Origin of the sequence: Streptomyces sp. CA-294286, from assembly GCF_050947155.1 — a bacterium.
In the GTDB taxonomy this organism is placed as follows: domain Bacteria; phylum Actinomycetota; class Actinomycetes; order Streptomycetales; family Streptomycetaceae; genus Streptomyces.
The window spans coordinates 5,841,456-5,856,908 of sequence record NZ_CP192005.1 but is presented as its reverse complement, the minus strand read 5'-3'; the positions used below and the strand labels follow the sequence as shown (position 1 = coordinate 5,856,908).

The 15,453-nt window shown below is 65.7% G+C and carries 7 protein-coding genes and 3 rRNA genes; all 10 read right to left on the bottom strand.

Annotation, left to right across the window (positions count from 1 at the left end; all coding sequences use genetic code 11):
- Positions 1 to 172 precede the first annotated feature (172 nt).
- The 10 genes from ACQPZG_RS30570 to ACQPZG_RS30525 all read right to left on the bottom strand — a co-directional run bounded on the left by ACQPZG_RS30570 (position 173) and on the right by ACQPZG_RS30525 (position 14,471).
- The gene (locus ACQPZG_RS30570) at positions 173 to 1,690 is read right to left on the bottom strand and encodes an SDR family NAD(P)-dependent oxidoreductase (RefSeq protein WP_433548917.1); all 1,518 of its coding nucleotides are present in this window, start codon (positions 1,688 to 1,690) and stop codon (positions 173 to 175) included.
- A 129-nt stretch (positions 1,691 to 1,819) separates the two neighbouring features.
- Positions 1,820 to 3,037 carry a glucose-1-phosphate adenylyltransferase gene (gene glgC, locus ACQPZG_RS30565; RefSeq protein ID WP_433548916.1) on the bottom strand — a complete coding sequence of 406 codons (1,218 nt, stop codon included), beginning with the start codon at positions 3,035 to 3,037 and terminating at the stop codon, positions 1,820 to 1,822.
- A gap of 28 nt (positions 3,038 to 3,065) precedes the next feature.
- Positions 3,066 to 4,250 (bottom strand): glycogen synthase, encoded by a 1,185-nt coding sequence (glgA, locus tag ACQPZG_RS30560; protein ID WP_433548915.1) that lies wholly within the window; start codon positions 4,248 to 4,250, stop codon positions 3,066 to 3,068.
- A 10-nt stretch (positions 4,251 to 4,260) separates the two neighbouring features.
- A complete protein-coding gene (locus tag ACQPZG_RS30555; protein WP_433548914.1) occupies positions 4,261 to 4,995 on the bottom strand; it encodes an IucA/IucC family C-terminal-domain containing protein in 735 nt (244 codons plus the stop codon).
- A gap of 362 nt (positions 4,996 to 5,357) precedes the next feature.
- Entirely contained in the window at positions 5,358 to 6,740 is a 1,383-nt protein-coding gene (locus ACQPZG_RS30550; protein WP_433548913.1) for a transglycosylase family protein, read from the bottom strand.
- 85 nt (positions 6,741 to 6,825) lie between these two features.
- Complete coding sequence (locus ACQPZG_RS30545) at positions 6,826 to 8,007, bottom strand: Cmx/CmrA family chloramphenicol efflux MFS transporter (RefSeq protein WP_433548912.1); 1,182 nt, start codon at positions 8,005 to 8,007, stop codon at positions 6,826 to 6,828.
- Between the two features lie 724 nt (positions 8,008 to 8,731).
- Positions 8,732 to 9,190, bottom strand: coding sequence for an aspartate 1-decarboxylase (panD, locus tag ACQPZG_RS30540; RefSeq protein ID WP_433549611.1), 459 nt, complete (start codon positions 9,188 to 9,190; stop codon positions 8,732 to 8,734).
- A 133-nt stretch (positions 9,191 to 9,323) separates the two neighbouring features.
- Positions 9,324 to 9,440, bottom strand: a 5S ribosomal RNA gene (gene rrf, locus ACQPZG_RS30535).
- 81 nt (positions 9,441 to 9,521) lie between these two features.
- Positions 9,522 to 12,647: ribosomal RNA gene (locus ACQPZG_RS30530) — 23S ribosomal RNA — on the bottom strand.
- Positions 12,648 to 12,943: 296 nt separating this feature from the next.
- A 16S ribosomal RNA gene (locus ACQPZG_RS30525) occupies positions 12,944 to 14,471 on the bottom strand.
- Together the 16S, 23S and 5S rRNA genes form the textbook arrangement of a ribosomal RNA operon.
- Positions 14,472 to 15,453 lie beyond the last annotated feature (982 nt).

The window sequence follows — 15,453 nt, the reverse complement described above, 5'->3', positions numbered from 1 at the left end:
GTGTTGCTCTGTCCGTGACGAACAGACTACCCATATGAGCGCCCGCGCGCTCGATGGATTCCGTCGACTTTCGGCCTCAGGTGCGCCGGACTGCGCACGGCACTCGTTTCCCAGGGGTCCCGGGACACCCGTCGAGCCCCCTCCGGCGCGACGGGATCCGCGGGCGCGGGCGCTACCAGCCGGCGGGCGCGTAGTCCTTGAGGAAGACCCCGTAGAGGTCCTCGCCGGCCTCGCCGCGCACCACCGGGTCGTACACGCGTGCCGCGCCGTCGACCAGGTCGAGCGGGGCGTGGAAGCCTTCCTCGGCGAGGCGCAGCTTGTCGAAGTGCGGGCGCTCGTCGGTGATCCAGCCGGTGTCGACGGAGGTCATGAGGATGCCGTCGGTCTGGAACATCTCCTGGGCGCTGGTCCGGGTGACCATGTTCATGGCGGCCTTGGCGGCGTTGGTGTTGGGGTGTCCGGCGCCCTTGTAGCCGCGGCCGAACACGCCCTCCATCGCGGAGACGTTGACGATGTGGGCGCGCCCGCTGTCCGCCTTCTTCGCGGCCTCCGCCATCGCCGGCCGGAGTTGGCTGATGAGGATGAAGGGCGAGGTGTAGTTGCACAGCTGGGTTTCCAGCAGTTCCACCGGGGAGATCTGCTCGATGGTCTGCACCCAGGTGTTGGTGTCGACGACGTCGGGCACCAGACCGCCCGCGTCGATGGCGCTGCCGTCGCGGTGCCGCTCCACACTGGCGTTGCCCGCGACGAGGGCCAGATCCGCGACCTGCTGCGCGTCGAGGCCGCTGACGCCCAGGGGCAGGGCGGCGAGACCGTCGACGGCGCCGGAGTTGAACGCGCCGATGACCTGGTGGGCGGGCAGCTCGCCGGGGGGCAGCGGGGCGTTCTCGCCGTCGACCAGGGCCGCGTACGCGGAGGGCAGGCGGCGTACGGTCTGGGTGGCGTTGTTGATCAGGATGTCCAGCGGGCCCGCCTCGGTGACGCGTCCCGCGAGTTCGACGGCCTGCGCGGGGTCGCGCAGGTCGATGCCGACGACCTCCAGGCGGTGCATCCAGTCCGCCGAGTCCTCCATCGCCTTGAAGCGGCGGATGGCGTCCTTGGGAAAGCGGGTGGTGAGGGTGGTGTGCGCGCCGTCGCGCAGCAGCCTGAGCGCGATGTACATGCCGATTTTTGCGCGCCCGCCGGTGAGCAGGGCGCGCTTGCCGGTGAGGTCGGCGCGGGCGTCGCGCTTGGCCCGGTTCCGGGCGGCGCAGGGCTGGCAGAGCTGGTGGTAGAAGTAGTCGACCTCGACGTACCGGGTCTTGCAGATGTAGCAGGAGCGGGGCCGCTGGAGTATCCCGGCGATCCGGCCCTCCTCGGTGGCCGATTTCGGCAGGAGGCCCTCGGTCTCGTCATCGATGCGCACGGCGGAACCGGTGGCGGTGGCCTCGGTGACCGCCTTGTCGTTGGCGGTCTTCGCGGCGCGGCGCTCCTGACGGCGGCGCTGCTTCACCGTCCGGTAGATGCCGGCGGTGGCCCGGCGCACGGCGATGGCATCGGGGTGGTCGACGTCGAGCGTGTCGAGCTCGGCGAGCACCTCCAGGCACAGGGCCATGCGCTCCGGGTCGATCCCGGGGCCGTACTCCACAGGGGTGTCCTGGCCGGTCGGCTCGTCGCCGCCGTGCACGGGGCTGTCCTCTGTCACCGTCATCGCCGCTGCCGTCTCTCGTTCACGTGTCGCCCGCCCAAGCCTGCCGGCGCCTGCTTGAGTCCTCAAAAGCGAAATCGTACGGAGGCAGGGGCGGCTGCGACAAACCACGAGGTGTCCGGGCACACAGCGTTACGAGACCTGCTGGCCCTTTCCGAGAGCGATCACACCGTTCCTGGAGACCGTGTACAGCTCGGCGTCGCGCTCGGGATTGACCCCGATGGTGGCTCCGGGCGGCACGTCCACGTTCTTGTCGAGGATGGCGCCCCGTACGACCGCGCCCCGGCCGATCCGCACGTTGTCGTGCAGTACGGAGCCCTGCACGACCGCGCCCGGCTCCACGACCACGCCCGGCGAGAGCACCGATCCGGTGACCTGTCCGCTGATCACGCAGCCCGGCCCGACGATGGACTCGCTCGCGATGCCCGCCGCGCAGAACCGGGCGGGCGGCAGCTGCCCGAAGTGGGTGTAGATCGGCCACCGCCTGTTGTAGAGGTTGAACTCGGGCTGTTCGGCGACCAGGTCCATGTGGGCGTCGTAGTACGTGTCAAGGGTGCCGACGTCGCGCCAGTAGCCGTGGTCGCGGGCGGTCTCGCCGGGGACGTGGTTGTCGTCGAAGTCGTAGACCTGGGCGGCGCCGCGCTCGGTGAGCTGGGGCAGGATGCTGCCGCCCATGTCGTGGGCCGAGTCCTCGTCCTCGGCGTCCCTGATGAGCGCGTCGACGAGGACCTTCGTGGTGAAGATGTAGTTGCCCATCGACGCGTACACGCGGCGCGGGTCGCCGGGCAGCCCCGGCGGATCGGTCGGCTTCTCCAGGAACTGTTCGACCCTGCGGCCGTCCGAGCCGGGCGTGATGATCCCGAACGACGGGGCTTCCTTGCGCGGCACCCTTATCCCGGCGACGGTGACGCCCGCACCGCTGTCGATGTGCTGCTGGAGCATCTGCCGCGGGTCCATCCGGTAGACGTGGTCGGCGCCGAACACCGCGATGTAGTCCGGCTGTTCGTCGTGCACGAGGTTGAGCGACTGCAGGATGGCGTCCGCACTGCCCAGGTACCAGCGCGGGCCGAGCCGCTGCTGGGCCGGCACCGGGGTGACGTAGTTGCCGAGCAGACTGGACATCCGCCAGGTCGTGGTGACGTGCCGGTCCAGCGAGTGCGACTTGTACTGCGTGAGGACACAGTTGCGCAGGATGTCGCCGTTGACGAGGTTGGACAGGACGAAGTCCACGAGGCGGTACGTGCCGCCGAAGGTCACCGCCGGTTTCGCCCGGTCGGCGGTCAGCGGCATCAGCCGTTTGCCCTCCCCGCCCGCCAGTACGATCCCGAGCACCGAAGGTCCACCGCGCATCGCCGCTCCCAAGGGTCAACCAGCAGGGTTACTTGACCAACTCCGCGTACACGTCGGCGGTCCGCCGTGCCACGGCGTCCCACCCGAACTCACGCACCGCGCGCTCCCGCCCGGCCGCACCCATCCTCCGTGCCGTCTCCGGCTCGTCGAGCACCCGGTTCAGCGCCTCGGTGAGCCCGTCCTCGAACTCCTCCGGATGCCGCTGGACGCGCCCGGCGTCGTACGGCACGAGCAGCCCGGTCCTTCCGTCGTCCACGACCTCCGGGATTCCGCCGACCGAGGAGGCGACGACGGCGGTGCCGCACGCCATGGCCTCCAGGTTGACGATGCCGAGCGGCTCGTACACCGACGGGCATGCGAACACCGCCGCATGGGTGAGGAGTTGTACGACTTCGGGGCGCGGCAGCATCTCGGGGATCCAGAACACACCGTCCCTGGCCCGCTCCAGTTCGCCGACCAGCTCCCGGAACTCGCGCTCGATCTCCGGGGTGTCCGGCGCTCCGGCGCACAGGACGAGCTGTGCGGCGGGATCGAGGGCGCGGGCGGCACGCAGCAGGTGCGGGACGCCCTTCTGGCGGGTGATACGGCCCACGAAGAGCACGTAGGGGCGTTCGAGGTCGATCCCGATGCGCTCCAGTACCGCGGTGTCGCGCGCGGGTCGGTAGAGGTCGGTGTCGATGCCGTTGTGCACGACGCGGACCTTGGAGGGGTCGAGCGCCGGGTAGCAGTCGAGGATGTCGGTGCGCATGCCACGGGAGACCGCGATCACCGCGTCGGCCGACTCGACGGCGCTGCGCTCGGCCCAGGACGACAGAGCGTAGCCGCCGCCGAGTTGTTCGGCCTTCCACGGCCGCAACGGCTCCAGCGAATGACAGGTCATCACATGCGGGACGTCGTACAGGAGTTTGGCGAGGTGACCGGCGAGGTTGGCGTACCAGGTGTGCGAGTGGACGATTTCGCGCCCTTCGAGGGCGGCGGTCATGGCCAGGTCGACGGAGAAGGTGCGCAGGGCGTCGTTGGCGCCGTCGAGTCCGGCGCCCACCGGGTGCCGGACGACCCCGTGCTCCGCTCCCGCGCTGGCTCCGTCGTCGCCCCAGCAGTGCACCTCGACGTCGACGAGGTGGCGTAACTCGCGCGCCAGGAACTCCACATGGACACCGGCGCCTCCGTAGACGTCCGGCGGATACTCGCGTGTAAGCAGCCCCACCTTCACTCCATGATGGTCACTCAGATAGGAGCTTCGGGGAAGACCGCGTCGTGCTCGGCTTCGGCGGGCGGTCGAAGACGCAGTCACCGCACAGTCGGCCGTCGGGGCAGCGGTAGTAGAGACAGCAGCTGTGGCGACGGAAGGCTCCGGCCCTGAGCGCGCCCGTGGAGCGGAGGTCGGGGTGCGCGAACAGTTCGTGGGCGATCACGGCGGCCCGCTTGCCGACCTCGGGCCGCTCCGCGTCCCGGGCCCACGAACGGAGCTGCGAGACGGCCGCGGCCAGCGCCGAGCCGACGTTGCCCCACAGGAGCTGCGGCGAGATGTTCCCGTCCCGGCGGAACGCGGCCGCGAGGGGCACGAGGTGGCCGTACTGGATCGTCTCGCGCAGCGTCTCGGCGGTCGCGGGCAGAGCAGGCCGCTCGGACACGAGCCAGAGGTCGTCGGGGCTGCTGCCGTCCGGGTCCCAGTGCAGCGCGTCGGCGGCGAGGTCGGGGACCTCGTCGTTCAGGGCTGCGGCCCCGAGCGCCACCGACCAGAGCCGGGCCGCGATCCCGAGGTGGGCGATGGAGGCGGCGACCCTCCGCTCGGGGGCACGCAGCCTGGCGGACACCTTGTCGATGCGGAACGCGAGGGGGGCGGGGTCGCCCGCGTACACCTGGGAGAGGGGTACCTGCCCGTCGGCCGCCGCGGGCGGTCCCCCTGACCGCAGCGCGAAGAAGCCGTTCACCGCGGCCAGTTCCGTCAAGTCCACGTTCGTCACCTTTCGCCGCGGGGACGGCTGTCCGCACCGCGTTCCCGATCACCGTAAGCATGACGGGTGACCGCCGAAAGCGGTTGCCTCACCGCCGCGGCCGGCGTCGCTCCGGCGGTCGGAACGAGCCGGCACGACTGCACGCCCGTACCGCGCCGGAGGGCCCGCCCGTCGCCTGCTCGCGGCCGACGACGTGCGAGTTCCGAGCGGGTGGGCGACGGTCGTCCCCGCGTCCGCACCCGCCCCGTGACGACGCGGACGGCGGCACACCGGGCCGGTCCCCGAGGGGCACCTCGCCGGTGTGCCGCCGTGACGACGGAACCGCGGGCGCGAGCAGGACGGTTCCCGTCGGCCCCCGCCGGTCAGAGGGCTACTCCACCGGCCCTCAGATAGGCGACCGGGTCGATGTCCGAGCCGAACCCGGGCCCCGTGCGCACTTCGAAGTGCAGGTGGGGGCCGGTGCTGTTGCCGGTGGAACCGGACCGTCCGATGCGTTGACCCGAGTCGACCTTCTGCCCCTCGCGGACGGTGAGGGCGGACAGATGCGCGTACTGGCTGTACCTGCCGTCCGTGTGCCGGATCACCACCTGGTAGCCGTAGCTTCCCGCGTACCCGGCGGACACGACGTTCCCCGGGGCGACGGCCTTCACGGAGGTGCCCGTCGGGACGGGGAAGTCGACGCCCGTGTGGTACCCCTTCGACCAGGAGGAACCGGCGGCCCGGTAGGGCGTGCTGGGCCCGGCCTCCACCGGAGAACTGAGCGAGGACGTGCGTGCGGACCGCGAAGAGACCGACTCCGTCCGGGACTTCTTCTTCTCGGCCTCGCGCTTGTCCGCCTCCCGCCTGTCGGCCTCGCGCTTCCTCTCCGCCTCAACCTTCTTCTGCTGCTCGGCCTTGCGCGCACGGTCGGCCTTGGCCCGCTCCGCGGCCGCGCCGGCTTTCGCCGCCGCGTCGCCCGCGCGGCTGTCCTGGCCGGCCCGGTCGGGCCCGGCCGGGGCGCCGAGGCGTACCAGCAGACGTTGACCCGGCTGGATGACGTCCGGGTCCCTGCCGATGACCTGCCGGTTTCCCTCGTACAGTCGCTGCCAGCCGCCGCTGACCCGCTCGGTCCGCGCAATGCCCGAAAGGGTGTCGCCGCGAGTGACGGTGTACGTGTCCTTCTTGCCCACGGGTCCGGGCCCGGGACGCGGCGGCTCCGGGTCGGCACGGGGCGGTGGCGTCTGCTGGGCCGGCGGCGCGGGCTTCTTCTTGACGGGAGGGGCAGGGGCCTTCCTGGCGGGAGGCGGGGCGGTCTTCCGTCCCTCCTGCTGGGTGGCCTTGCCGTTGCCCGCGCCCTGGGTGGTCACGGTGATGTCGGGTGCGGCGCCGCCCCGCACCAGCCCGGCCTTGACCGAGCACACGGGCCAGGCAGTGGGACCCTGCCCCTTCAACACCCTCTCGGCAACAGCTATTTGCTCGTCCTTGGATGCCAGGTCGGCACGCGGTGCGTAGTCCCTGCCGCCGTACGCCTGCCAGGTGGACTGACGGAACTGGAGGCCGCCGTAGTAGCCGTTGCCCGTGTTGATCTTCCAGTTGTTGGTCGACTCGCACGCAGCGACCTTCTCCCAGACGTCCACGGGAGCCGCACCGGCCGTTCCCGGGACGACGAGCGGCAGGGCGATGCCGACGCCACCCGCCGCAGCCGTCAACGAGGCGTTGTTGATACGACTTGGCTGGTACCGCCGGTGACGACCGGTTGAGGCCATGTCTCGCGTCCTCCACTCGCACTGTCCGACACGTAGCAATCGGCAAAAGTACGGGCCCGGTGCAGGGGATGACAAGGGCCTCAACTTACTTCGCTTCCACAAGAGTTGAACCGGAACCCTGTCGCACCGGCCACACCCGGTGCCCCGCACCCGCGCTGACGAGGGCAATCATCACCAGCAGAGCACTCACTGCCACCGGCGAACGGAGGCCCCACCCTGCCCCGATCGTCACGCCTCCGGCCCACGGCCCGACGGCTGCGCCCACGTTGAAGGCGGCGGTCGCGCAAGCCCCAGCCAGGGTCGGCGCGTCCTCACCCGCGTAGAGCGCCTGCGAGATCAGCGCGGATCCCACCCCGAAGGACAGCACCCCCTGTACGAACACGAGCACGAGAAACGCGGCCGTGTTCCCCGCCACCACGGCGAACAGCGCCCATCCCCCGCACAGCGCCACCCCGCCGCCCGCCAGAACCGAAACCGGCCGCATGTCGGCGATTCGGCCACTTACCGTGACGCCCACGAAAGACCCGAGGCCGAAGAGCGCCAGCACGGCGGGCACCCATGCCTGCGTCACTCCGCCGATGCGGGTGGACAGCGGCGCGAGATAGGTGAAGGTGCAGAAGGTCGCCCCGTTGACGAGGGCGCCGAGGAGGAGCGTCAGCAGCAGCCGCGCACTGCGCAGCGCCCGCAGTTCCTGCCGTACGCCGACCCGCCCGTGCCCGGGGGCGTCGGCCGGCACGGAGAACGGGATCGCCACCAGCGCGGGTACCGCCAGCAACGCGACCGACCAGAACGCGGCACGCCAGTCCCAGAGTTGACCGATCCAGGCACCCGCGGGCACGCCCACGACGCAGGCCAGGGTGACACCGGCGAGAAGCGCCGAGGTCGCCCTCCCCTTGGCGTCGGGCGGGACCATTGCGACGGCTGTCACGAGGGCGACCGCCAGGAAGCCCGCGTTGGCCAGCGCCCCGACGACCCTGCTCACCAGGAGCACCGTGAAGCTGTCGGTGACCGCACCGACGACATGGACGAGCAGAAAGACCGCGAGGAAGAGCAGCAGCGCGAACCGACGTGGCCAACGCATGCTGAGCAGGGCGGTCAGTGGCGCCCCGAGCACCATTCCCAGGGCGTACGCGGAGGTCAGCGCTCCGGCCGCGGGCAGAGAGACGCCCAGGTCCCGGGCGATGTCGGGGCCGAGACCGGCCAGCATGAATTCGGAAGTGCCCTGAGCGAAGACGGCGAGACCGAGCAGGTAGAGAGCGAACGGCACAGCAAGACTCCACAACGACGTCGTGTTTCGACTCTGTCCGACGACGCCGACGGCCCGGTGGCACAGCAACGGACGTGTACGCACAGCCGCACACGTTCACGTGGGAAGGCCACCGGACGGCCGGTGGCTAGAGTCTTGACGCCTCGGGACTGGACACGTGCGCACGCTAACGGAGCGACTCGGGACGGGGCCAGCCATTTAGCGGGCCCGCGCTCGCACGGCGTTGTCTGCTGTGCGGCGCGGACCACCCGCCACCCGCTCACGCGGCCTCGTGCCCCTTCCTCGTGAGGGACCACGCGCAACCACGCCTTTCCACGCAGCGGGGCGGGGCACCGCCGCTGTCCAGCGTCGGTACCCCGCCCCGGGACGGCCTCTGGCGGCCCAATGAGCGCTGCTACGGCCCCATGGGCCTTGGCCCTGCTTCAGGGGCCTTGGTCAGCCGGCAGGACCGGGTGCCGGTTCGGGAGCCGGGTCGGGACCGGGCCCTGGCGGTACGGGGTCGGGCAGCGGCCCCGGCGGAATGGGATCCGGTGCCGGGCCTGGCGGTACGGGCGACGGCCCCGGCAGGGGGCCGGGCAGCGGTCCCGGGTCCGGGCCCGTGGGTCCGGGCGGCGGAGTCGGCGCAGGCGGTACGGGATCGGGGTGGGGCTGGGTCATGCCTGATCGACCTCCAGGTTGCGGAGTCTGGTCGAGTGTCGGGGGCCGCCTTGTGTCGGGCGGTTCCTCACCACTCTCTCCCCATGCGGCTGCCCACGCCTGCCGAGTCCACACCCGCGGCTCCGGCGGGGCGCCGGGCGGTGCCGCCGGGCACGGGTTCGGCGGTGTCCGTGCCCGTACCGACGATCCGGTTGCCCTCCCCCACATGGACGACGGTCGGCGTGAGCTTGCGTGCCTCCGCGTCGTCGACCTGGGCGTAACTGATGAGGATCACCAGGTCGCCGGGGTGTACGAGATGGGCGGCAGCACCGTTGATCCCGATGACTCCGGTGCCGCGTTCACCTTCGATGACGTACGTCTCCAGCCGGGCCCCGTTCGTGATGTCCACGATGTGCACGAGCTCGCCGGGCAGCAGGTCGGCGGCTTCCATCAGATCGGCGTCGACAGTGACGGAGCCGACGTAGTGGAGGTCGGCATGGGTCACCGTGGCACGGTGGATCTTCGACTTGAACATGGTGCGCAGCACAGCGTTCACACTCCTGCAAGAAAATGGTCGCGCCCCATGACGGGTGCGCGCCGACGCAACCAGCGTAATGGACGCCGTGAACGCAGAAAAGCCCCGTACCGGTATCCCCGGCACGGGGCTCTTCGCAATAATTGTTCGGCGGCGTCCTACTCTCCCACAGGGTCCCCCCTGCAGTACCATCGGCGCGGAAAGGCTTAGCTTCCGGGTTCGGAATGTAACCGGGCGTTTCCCTAACGCTATGACCACCGAAACACTATGAAACACTGAACACCTGGCTGTAAACACAGGACTGTTCGTTATTTCAGAACTAACACAGTGGACGCGAGCAACTGAGGACAAGCCCTCGGCCTATTAGTACCAGTCAGCTCCACCCGTTACCGGGCTTCCACATCTGGCCTATCAACCCAGTCGTCTACTGGGAGCCTTAACCCCTCAAAGGGGGTGGGAATACTCATCTCGAAGCAGGCTTCCCGCTTAGATGCTTTCAGCGGTTATCCTTTCCGAACGTAGCCAACCAGCCATGCCCTTGGCAGGACAACTGGCACACCAGAGGTTCGTCCGTCCCGGTCCTCTCGTACTAGGGACAGCCCTTCTCAATATTCCTACGCGCACAGAGGATAGGGACCGAACTGTCTCACGACGTTCTAAACCCAGCTCGCGTACCGCTTTAATGGGCGAACAGCCCAACCCTTGGGACCGACTCCAGCCCCAGGATGCGACGAGCCGACATCGAGGTGCCAAACCATCCCGTCGATATGGACTCTTGGGGAAGATCAGCCTGTTATCCCCGGGGTACCTTTTATCCGTTGAGCGACAGCGCTTCCACAAGCCACTGCCGGATCACTAGTCCCGACTTTCGTCCCTGCTCGACCCGTCGGTCTCACAGTCAAGCTCCCTTGTGCACTTACACTCAACACCTGATTGCCAACCAGGCTGAGGGAACCTTTGGGCGCCTCCGTTACTCTTTAGGAGGCAACCGCCCCAGTTAAACTACCCATCAGACACTGTCCCTGATCCGGATCACGGACCGAGGTTAGACATCCAGCACGACCAGAGTGGTATTTCAACGGCGACTCCACCATGACTGGCGTCACAGCTTCACAGTCTCCCACCTATCCTACACAAGCCGAACCGAACACCAATATCAAACTGTAGTAAAGGTCCCGGGGTCTTTCCGTCCTTCTGCGCGAAACGAGCATCTTTACTCGTAGTGCAATTTCACCGGGCCTATGGTTGAGACAGTCGAGAAGTCGTTACGCCATTCGTGCAGGTCGGAACTTACCCGACAAGGAATTTCGCTACCTTAGGATGGTTATAGTTACCACCGCCGTTTACTGGCGCTTAAGTTCTCAGCTTCGCACACCCGAAAGTGCACTAACCGGTCCCCTTAACGTTCCAGCACCGGGCAGGCGTCAGTCCGTATACATCGCCTTACGGCTTCGCACGGACCTGTGTTTTTAGTAAACAGTCGCTTCTCGCTGGTCTCTGCGGCCACCCCCAGCTCACCGTGTAAAACGGATCACCAGTGATGGCCCCCCTTCTCCCGAAGTTACGGGGGCATTTTGCCGAGTTCCTTAACCATAGTTCACCCGAACGCCTCGGTATTCTCTACCTGACCACCTGAGTCGGTTTAGGGTACGGGCCGCCATGAAACTCGCTAGAGGCTTTTCTCGACAGCATAGGATCATCCACTTCACCACAATCGGCTCGGCATCAGGTCTCAGCCTCAATGTGTGACGGATTTGCCTATCACACGGCCTACACCCTTACCCCGGGACTACCACCGCCCGGGCTGGACTACCTTCCTGCGTCACCCCATCGCTTACCTAGTACAGATCTGGGTCGCCGGCTCCACCACTTTCCTTTCCCCGAAGGGTCCGGAACGGCTTCACGGGCATAGCATCGTCTGATTCAGTATTGGGCGTTTCAAAGCGGGTACCGGAATATCAACCGGTTGTCCATCGACTACGCCTGTCGGCCTCGCCTTAGGTCCCGACTTACCCTGGGCAGATCAGCTTGACCCAGGAACCCTTAGTCAATCGGCGCACACGTTTCTCACGTGTGTATCGCTACTCATGCCTGCATTCTCACTCGTGAACCGTCCACAACTCGCTTCCGCGGCTGCTTCACCCGGCACACGACGCTCCCCTACCCATCCATACAGGCGTTGGCCCTGTTGTATGAATGACACGACTTCGGCGGTACGCTTGAGCCCCGCTACATTGTCGGCGCGGAATCACTTGACCAGTGAGCTATTACGCACTCTTTCAAGGGTGGCTGCTTCTAAGCCAACCTCCTGGTTGTCTCTGCGACTCCACATCCTTTCCCACTTAGCGTACGCTTAGGGGCCTTAGTCGATGCTCTGGGCTGTTTCCCTCTCGACCATGGAGCTTATCCCCCACAGTCTCACTGCCGTGCTCTCACTTACCGGCATTCGGAGTTTGGCTAAGGTCAGTAACCCGGTAGGGCCCATCGCCTATCCAGTGCTCTACCTCCGGCAAGAAACACACGACGCTGCACCTAAATGCATTTCGGGGAGAACCAGCTATCACGGAGTTTGATTGGCCTTTCACCCCTAACCACAGGTCATCCCCCAGGTTTTCAACCCTGGTGGGTTCGGTCCTCCACGACCTCTTACAGCCGCTTCAACCTGCCCATGGCTAGATCACTCCGCTTCGGGTCTAGAGCGTGCAACTCAATCGCCCTGTTCGGACTCGCTTTCGCTACGGCTTCCCCACACGGGTTAACCTCGCTACACACCGCTAACTCGCAGGCTCATTCTTCAAAAGGCACGCAGTCACGACTGCCATTCCCGAAAGAATGACAGCGACGCTCCCACGGCTTGTAGGCACACGGTTTCAGGTACTATTTCACTCCGCTCCCGCGGTACTTTTCACCATTCCCTCACGGTACTATCCGCTATCGGTCACCAGGGAATATTTAGGCTTAACGGGTGGTCCCGCCAGATTCACACGGGATTTCTCGGGCCCCGTGCTACTTGGGTGTCTCTTAAACGAGCCGTTGATGTTTCAGCTACGGGGGTCTTACCCTCTACGCCGGACCTTTCGCATGTCCTTCGCCTACACCAACGGTTTCTGACTCGTCCTGTCGCCGGCAGACGACAGAAAAGAGATCCCTCAACCCCGCATGCGCAACCCCTGCCGGGTATTACACGCATACGGTTTGGCCTCATCCGGTTTCGCTCGCCACTACTCCCGGAATCACGGTTGTTTTCTCTTCCTGCGGGTACTGAGATGTTTCACTTCCCCGCGTTCCCTCCACATACCCTATGTGTTCAGGTATGGGTGACAGCCCATGACGACTGCCGGGTTTCCCCATTCGGACACCCCCGGATCAAAGCTCGGTTGACAGCTCCCCGGGGCCTATCGTGGCCTCCCACGTCCTTCATCGGTTCCTGGTGCCAAGGCATCCACCGTGCGCCCTTAAAAACTTGGCCACAGATGCTCGCGTCCACTGTGCAGTTCTCAAACAACGACCAGCCACCCATCACCCCACCCGAAGGCGAGTGCACTGGGACCGGCACTGAAGACCACGACCTCACGGCCGTACCTTCAGACACCCAACAGCGTGCCCGACACAGCCGACCCAGGTTCCGTTTTCCACGCCGAAGCAGTACTCACAGACTTGAACCGAATGTGCCGAATAGTCAACGTTCCACCCATGAGCAACCACCGCCGGACGTTTGCCGGCGAAATGGTCTCTGGACACCAGTGGTGTCTAGATGCTCCTTAGAAAGGAGGTGATCCAGCCGCACCTTCCGGTACGGCTACCTTGTTACGACTTCGTCCCAATCGCCAGTCCCACCTTCGACAGCTCCCTCCCCACAAGGGGGTTGGGCCACCGGCTTCGGGTGTTACCGACTTTCGTGACGTGACGGGCGGTGTGTACAAGGCCCGGGAACGTATTCACCGCAGCAATGCTGATCTGCGATTACTAGCAACTCCGACTTCATGGGGTCGAGTTGCAGACCCCAATCCGAACTGAGACCGGCTTTTTGAGATTCGCTCCGCCTCGCGGCATCGCAGCTCATTGTACCGGCCATTGTAGCACGTGTGCAGCCCAAGACATAAGGGGCATGATGACTTGACGTCGTCCCCACCTTCCTCCGAGTTGACCCCGGCAGTCTCCTGTGAGTCCCCATCACCCCGAAGGGCATGCTGGCAACACAGAACAAGGGTTGCGCTCGTTGCGGGACTTAACCCAACATCTCACGACACGAGCTGACGACAGCCATGCACCACCTGTATACCGACCACAAGGGGGGCACCATCTCTGATGCTTTCCGGTATATGTCAAGCCTTGGTAAGGTTCTTCGCGTTGCGTCGAATTAAGCCACATGCTCCGCTGCTTGTGCGGGCCCCCGTCAATTCCTTTGAGTTTTAGCCTTGCGGCCGTACTCCCCAGGCGGGGAACTTAATGCGTTAGCTGCGGCACCGACGACGTGGAATGTCGCCAACACCTAGTTCCCAACGTTTACGGCGTGGACTACCAGGGTATCTAATCCTGTTCGCTCCCCACGCTTTCGCTCCTCAGCGTCAGTAATGGCCCAGAGATCCGCCTTCGCCACCGGTGTTCCTCCTGATATCTGCGCATTTCACCGCTACACCAGGAATTCCGATCTCCCCTACCACACTCTAGCCTGCCCGTATCGAATGCAGACCCGGGGTTAAGCCCCGGGCTTTCACATCCGACGTGACAAGCCGCCTACGAGCTCTTTACGCCCAATAATTCCGGACAACGCTCGCACCCTACGTATTACCGCGGCTGCTGGCACGTAGTTAGCCGGTGCTTCTTCTGCAGGTACCGTCACTTGCGCTTCTTCCCTGCTGAAAGAGGTTTACAACCCGAAGGCCGTCATCCCTCACGCGGCGTCGCTGCATCAGGCTTTCGCCCATTGTGCAATATTCCCCACTGCTGCCTCCCGTAGGAGTCTGGGCCGTGTCTCAGTCCCAGTGTGGCCGGTCGCCCTCTCAGGCCGGCTACCCGTCGTCGCCTTGGTAGGCCATTACCCCACCAACAAGCTGATAGGCCGCGGGCTCATCCTTCACCGCCGGAGCTTTCAACCCCTGCCCATGCAGGCAGGAGTGTTATCCGGTATTAGACCCCGTTTCCAGGGCTTGTCCCAGAGTGAAGGGCAGATTGCCCACGTGTTACTCACCCGTTCGCCACTAATCCACCCCGAAGGGCTTCATCGTTCGACTTGCATGTGTTAAGCACGCCGCCAGCGTTCGTCCTGAGCCAGGATCAAACTCTCCGTGAATGTTTACCCGTCATCGGGTGAACACATCGGAAGAGCGGAACAGCCACCATCGGAATAAGACGGTGTGTTCCTGCGTCCTCGCTAGTGTTTTTGCCTACCTGCCGCATGGGCCGGTAGGACTTCAAAGGAACCACCAACCACCGAAGTGGCCGGGGTATCAACATATTTGGCGTTGACTTTTGGCACGCTGTTGAGTTCTCAAGGAACGGACGCTTCCTTCGTACTCACCCCTGCGGGCTTTCCTCCGGACGTTTTCGTTCGGTGTTTCTTTTGTGTTGTTGCGTTTCCGACTCTATCAGACCGTTTCCGGTGTGAATCCCGGTCGAAGCGAGTTGACTTTCCGGCTCTTCGGCCGTTCCGACGAGTGAGACATTAGCGGATTCCCAGCACCCGACCAAATCGGGGTTTCGGCATCCTCATTCACAAAAGAGGTACGAAAAGGGAGCGACCGAGGCCACACACTGATCGAACTTTCGCTTTGCGGAATGGTCGTCCCGGGCCAGTCGCAACCGGTGCTCACATAGGACAACCCGAAGAACTATACGGACACCCCAGCTCCTCGTCAACCGCGAGCCGCGACGACGCGTTCTTGATGATCGACGCGGAGGACGGCGAGCGCATCCGGCGTGCCGTGCGCGAGGCGTCGACCGAACTGCCCGTGCTCGGAGCGGGTCGGGCTCTCTCAGCAAGAGCGGCGGACGAAAGGCGTGCCTGGTCGTCGGCGCATTCCTCATGACCGCGGGCCTCGCCTGCTGTCGACGATCGACGCCGGTACACACTTCGCACGGCACAGCCTGTACATGGCCGTACTCGGTGTCGGCGTCGGCCGTCGACATGCTCATGCGGAACCCGGTGCCGGCCGCGCAGAACGACGTCCCGACTACCGCGCCGGATGCCGCCACTTCCGTGCTGTCGTTCTTCCCGCAGCATGGGTGGCACGAGCGGCACCAGCGTCCTGGGCACGGTACTGGCATACCGGGTG

What these genes read in the sequence shown, in the direction of transcription:
- ACQPZG_RS30570 (WP_433548917.1), bottom strand. Translation starts at nt 1,690, where the DNA reads ATGACGGTGACAGAGGACAGCCCCGTGCACGGCGGCGACGAGCCGACC.
- glgC (WP_433548916.1), bottom strand. Translation starts at nt 3,037, where the DNA reads ATGCGCGGTGGACCTTCGGTGCTCGGGATCGTACTGGCGGGCGGGGAG.
- ACQPZG_RS30550 (WP_433548913.1), bottom strand. Translation starts at nt 6,740, where the DNA reads ATGGCCTCAACCGGTCGTCACCGGCGGTACCAGCCAAGTCGTATCAAC.